This window comes from Microcoleus sp. S13C4 (genome assembly GCF_036700865.1).
In the GTDB taxonomy this organism is placed as follows: Bacteria; Cyanobacteriota; Cyanobacteriia; order Cyanobacteriales; family Microcoleaceae; genus Microcoleus.
In genome coordinates this window covers 1-4,505 of the sequence record NZ_JAUBPS010000141.1, presented here as the reverse complement: position 1 = coordinate 4,505, position 4,505 = coordinate 1, and the positions used below count along the sequence as shown (strand labels likewise).

The following is a 4,505-nucleotide window of genomic DNA, read 5'->3' as shown; positions in this document are numbered from 1 at the left end:
CGCTGGCATTTATAATTATGAACTTTCTTTAAAGACTAAATTAGAGATCGCCTGAGACTTTCGCAAGAGGTCTAGTAATGATGCAACAGAATCATCACTGGCAAATTCGGGGACAATACGCGCCTGATACCATCGAATACCATTTTGAGTCGGAAACTTAAATTCAATCGTCTGTTCCTGCCCGGTTCCAAAGGCTTGCCGAAAACTATCATGCCAAACACGATAGAGGTCTTCTGGCATTCCTAGCTCAACATTGGTCTTGCCAACAAATTGCTCTGATGGAATACCTGTTGCCAGTTCTACAGAAGGGCTGACATAAATATGGCGAAATTCTGCATCAACTCGGCTAATAATGTCTGGGGCATTTTCCGCCACCATTTTGAACTGTTGCTCTCGCTGCCGCAGTTCTGATTCCAAGCGTTTGCGATCGCTCACATCTCGAAAATAAACGGCTACCCCTGTTGTAGAGGGATAGGCATTCGCCTCTAACCAACACTGGATAGGTTCCCCAAATTCTTCCCAGGAAACAGGAACCTGTTGTGCCACTGCCCGATGTAGTTGCTGATAGGCAACTCCACCGACTAACTCAGGAAAAACCTCATTCCAAACGTGTTTTCCCAGTAGCTCTTCTGGCGTTTTGTGCAGGAGTTTAGCCGCCGCCCGATTCACGTAGGTGTAGCGCCAGTCGCGATCGAAGGCGACAAAAGCATCCGTAATGCTTTCAAGAATCGTTGCTACCTTGCCTTCAGTTTCTTGGACACAGAACAGCTCTTCGCTCTCAAGGCTGCGGGCAAAGCGTTCAATGACTTCAGAGCGAGAAATTCCTCGCCTCTGAGCCTCTTTATCGAGCGATCGCCATGCTGTATTAGTCAGAGATACGCTCACTCGTTGTTTCATCTCCGAGTTCCAATTGCTAAGAAACTTGCCTGTGGCGTCGCGCTTCATGAAAATTCATCCGTATACATACACGGTCTTCTCCATTGAACCTGAGTTAGTTACTGACGAGAATCCGCCTTAAGATAGATGCTTTGGCCCTAGGGAAGATAGGAAAGAATGACCTCAATAAATATTGCGCTGTACTGCCTGCTGAATTTCCCTTTGCACTCGTAGACATAGAGCTGGGCTAGACGGGAGAACCCCACGGCTTTAACGTAGTGCAGCCGTGGGATTCTCAAATAAGTTTCCTCACGGATGCGGATGGTGCCTACGACAATCGGGCTAGCGTTCCTTTAGCGCCGAACTCATGCAAACTACGCAACTGGTCACCAACAGCCTCGACGAAACGTGCTGACTGTACTAAATCTCCAAAAATTTCAGATAGGCCCAGTAATGGTCTGGGATCTAATTCACTCAAACTGGCGCGTTGAGTAAGGATGTCTGCTAATGGGTCATCAATGGGAATAGGTTGCCCTTGTTGATCATGACTATTGATGTATCGACACCAAGCAGCAATCGTCAAACTTAGGTAATCGATCGCACCTTCAAGTTGTAATTTATCGCGGATCGATCCCAAAACAAACTTAGGAATTTTGGCCGATCCATTCAGGCAAAGGCGTGGAAGCTGATCGCGAATTTTGGGATTGGAAAACCGTTCAATTAAAGTTTTTTTATAATCGTCTAAATCAATCCCAGGAACGGGTTGGAGTGTTGGTGTCACCTCATCCATCAGGTTAGCGACTGCTTGCACAAATAAGGGATCGGCCATGACTTCATAAACGTAGTTATAACCTGCCAGAGAGCCGAGATAGCCAATCAGCATATGACTGGCATTGAGCAGGCGAATTTTCATCATTTCATAGGGATGAACATCCTTAGTCATCTGTACGCCAAGGGATTCCCAATCGGGTCTGCCTGCACAAAAGGTATCTTCGATTACCCACTGGGTGAAAGGCTCCGCGACGCATGGAAACGCATCATCAATACCAAACTGTTGGGCCACCATTTTGATATCTGCTGGGGTTGTCAGCGGAGTAATGCGATCGACCATGCAGTTTGGAAACGCAACGTGTTCAGCAATCCAACTTCCTAAATCTGGATCGCGCATTTGGGCAAATGTCGTTAGCATTTTCCGCACCATGTTGCCGTTGCCCTGGATATTGTCGCAGGACAAGACTGTAAAGGGTGCCAACCCCTGTTTACGCCGCTTTTCGAGTGCTGCTGTCAAAAAACCGTATGTCCCAAGTGGTTTGTCAGGATGTTGCAAATCGTGCTGCATCGTCGGGTGGTTTACATCGAAATTGCCACTTCCTTCAATGTAGTAGTAGCCGCTTTCAGTGATCGTTAGAGTAACGATTCGGCATTTGGGATCTGCTAATGCTTCAATAACTGCTTGACGATTGTCTGGTGCAAAAAGGTATTGAGTGATTGAACCGATGACTCTAGCGCGATCTCCTTCTAGCGATCGCTCAACTAAGGTATACAAACAATCTTGGGACAGCAGCGCATCCCGCATTCGCCTGTCATAGTCATTGTCAATCAATCCAACACCACAAATTCCCCAATCACTACCAGGATTCTGATGGAAATAATCATCAAGATAGAGCGCTTGGTGCGATCGATGAAATCCACCAACCCCAATATGCACAATTCCATTAGTAATTTGATGGCGATCGTACTTGGGTACGCGCACGTTTCCTGGTAAACGAGATAGGGATTGTTGATTCAGCTTGATTGTTGAGCTTGTACTGGTATTGCTGTTCATTTTATTTATACTAGGTGGTGACGACGGCTTTTTAAAACTGCTTCACCCTGTAAGTCAAACAGATGGCTCATATCGCCGCTAATGTGAATAGGAACAATATCGCGCAACTGGCTGGAATTATCTCCGTCTGTTTGCACGACTCCGTAAGGAATCTGAAAATATGCGGAAAGATTCCGCATATTCAGCTTAAGCCGCGTATTCTGCAGAAAGAATCTGCTTAAGTAGTAAACTTGGGGTGTTATGCCGAATCATTCTGCCTATCTACCCACTATGGGATCTTAAGCGGAAAGTTTCAGTCAATTATATAGTTAGGCGAGCGATTTCTGCTTTGAGTTTTAATTCAATATCAACATATCGGTTAAATACTAGATATTCATGGCTAATACTTCTCCCCTTCCTCCAGCCACGGCAACACCTGCTTCTCTGTCCCCTGATCTAACTTCCCAGAGCCAGCCCCCAAGCCAAACCACTCGAGAGGGGATTATGTTGAAAGAGCAATCTGACTCCCGAAATAGGGAGAGGATTGCCTTGGGGGTTCTTCTCGCTTCGATAATAGCTGTCTTCAGTATATCAGTCGTGGTAATTGTCACTGCGGAAAATGGTGAAAAAAGAGGGGTTGTTTCAGGACGAGTAATGGATTCAACCCTCCCTCTGTACGGAACTTGGGTAGGCACTATTCTGGCATTTTATTTTTCGCGCAATGCTTTTGAGGCTGCTTCAAGGGCCACGGATCGGACTACTGCTGCTGTATTGCAGCAAGCTAACAGTGGCCTTGTTTCGGCACCCCCGCTGCCAGACAACACGTTGGCAAAGATCCCCTTGAAGGCTCTCGCAAACGATCTTGTCTTCAGTCAGGATGATATGAACAAGCCATTGCAAGATGTTGTTAACGAGCTAGAGTCTAGAAATCGATATAGAGTCATTGTGGTTGACGCCGACAAAAAATATGTCAACATGGTCTACAGGATCAATGCATCAGCGTTTTTAGTGCAGTCTCAGCCTGAAGGTTCAAATCCGCAGAGGGATCAAGGGGGTGATCCAGTCTCGCCACCGCCAACACTAAAGAACTACCTTGACTGGCGACATGAACAGGGAGAAAAAGCTCAGCCTAAAGTAATCTTCCTGTCCGAGAGCGCAACCCTGGCTGATGCCGATGCCAAGATCAAAGAAACAATAGGGTGCAGAGATGCGATCGTAACAACCGACGGGAAAGATACAAGTCCAGTGGTGATTTATGTTACGGATACCGACATCAATGAATATAAGCAGTGACCGCACATAACACCAGTAATCGCTCTTGTAGGTTAGGTTTCTTTACGTCAACCCAACATCTTTTACTAACAGACCTAACCAGTTCTGTTATCTCAAGGCTTTAGCGACCTAACAACACCCATGCACACCGACCGCCGAGAGGTTATCTGCAAGTATCAAAGATGGTCGCGGCGGGTGATGGGCACCGTTATCATGCAAGGCGTTGGCTTGTAAAGCGCACTCTGGGTTGGCTCTCGAAGTGTAAAGCTATCTGAGTGCGCTATGACAAGAAAGCTTGTAACTATCTCGGTATGATTAAGTTGGCTTGCGCGTTGCTTTGGTATCGTCGTTGCTGGCGTTTATCCATTGCCAATTAATTGATCATTCGATGCTTCTCAAATTTGTCCTTCCATTTTGAGAGAGTTTCTTAATGCTAATCTCCAGGAATTTTCTCAACGAGTCAGCTTTATCGTCGGGCATTGGTGACAAGTTAAGGCTCAAAGCCCGTTGTCAAGGGAATTTTCGGTGGTGGCTCAAAGAACAAGGGCTCCCC

General features: G+C 46.4%; 4 protein-coding genes. 1 reads left to right on the top strand and 3 read right to left on the bottom strand.

Translation table 11 applies throughout. The features are described from left to right. Positions 1–15: 15 nt before the first annotated feature. The 3 genes from QT996_RS28080 to QT996_RS28070 all read right to left on the bottom strand — a co-directional run bounded on the left by QT996_RS28080 (position 16) and on the right by QT996_RS28070 (position 2,880). Positions 16–945, bottom strand: coding sequence for a PAS domain-containing protein (locus tag QT996_RS28080; protein ID WP_333050748.1), 930 nt, complete (start codon positions 943–945; stop codon positions 16–18). 259 nt (positions 946–1,204) lie between these two features. Beyond that, entirely contained in the window at positions 1,205–2,701 is a 1,497-nt protein-coding gene (locus tag QT996_RS28075; protein WP_333050746.1) for a mannitol dehydrogenase family protein, read from the bottom strand. Positions 2,702–2,706: 5 nt separating this feature from the next. Continuing rightward, positions 2,707–2,880 carry a hypothetical protein gene (locus tag QT996_RS28070; RefSeq protein ID WP_333050745.1) on the bottom strand — a complete coding sequence of 58 codons (174 nt, stop codon included), beginning with the start codon at positions 2,878–2,880 and terminating at the stop codon, positions 2,707–2,709. A 304-nt stretch (positions 2,881–3,184) separates the two neighbouring features. Here QT996_RS28070 and QT996_RS28065 point away from each other — a divergent pair, with 304 nt between their 5' ends. After that, a complete protein-coding gene (locus tag QT996_RS28065; RefSeq protein WP_333050743.1) occupies positions 3,185–3,973 on the top strand; it encodes a hypothetical protein in 789 nt (262 codons plus the stop codon). Positions 3,974–4,505: the final 532 nt, after the last annotated feature.

Coding starts and splice junctions, on each gene's coding strand:
- QT996_RS28080 (WP_333050748.1), bottom strand. CDS start 945: ATGAAGCGCGACGCCACAGGCAAGTTTCTTAGCAATTGGAACTCGGAG.
- QT996_RS28075 (WP_333050746.1), bottom strand. CDS start 2,701: ATGAACAGCAATACCAGTACAAGCTCAACAATCAAGCTGAATCAACAA.
- QT996_RS28070 (WP_333050745.1), bottom strand. CDS start 2,880: ATGCGGAATCTTTCCGCATATTTTCAGATTCCTTACGGAGTCGTGCAA.
- QT996_RS28065 (WP_333050743.1), top strand. CDS start 3,185: ATGTTGAAAGAGCAATCTGACTCCCGAAATAGGGAGAGGATTGCCTTG.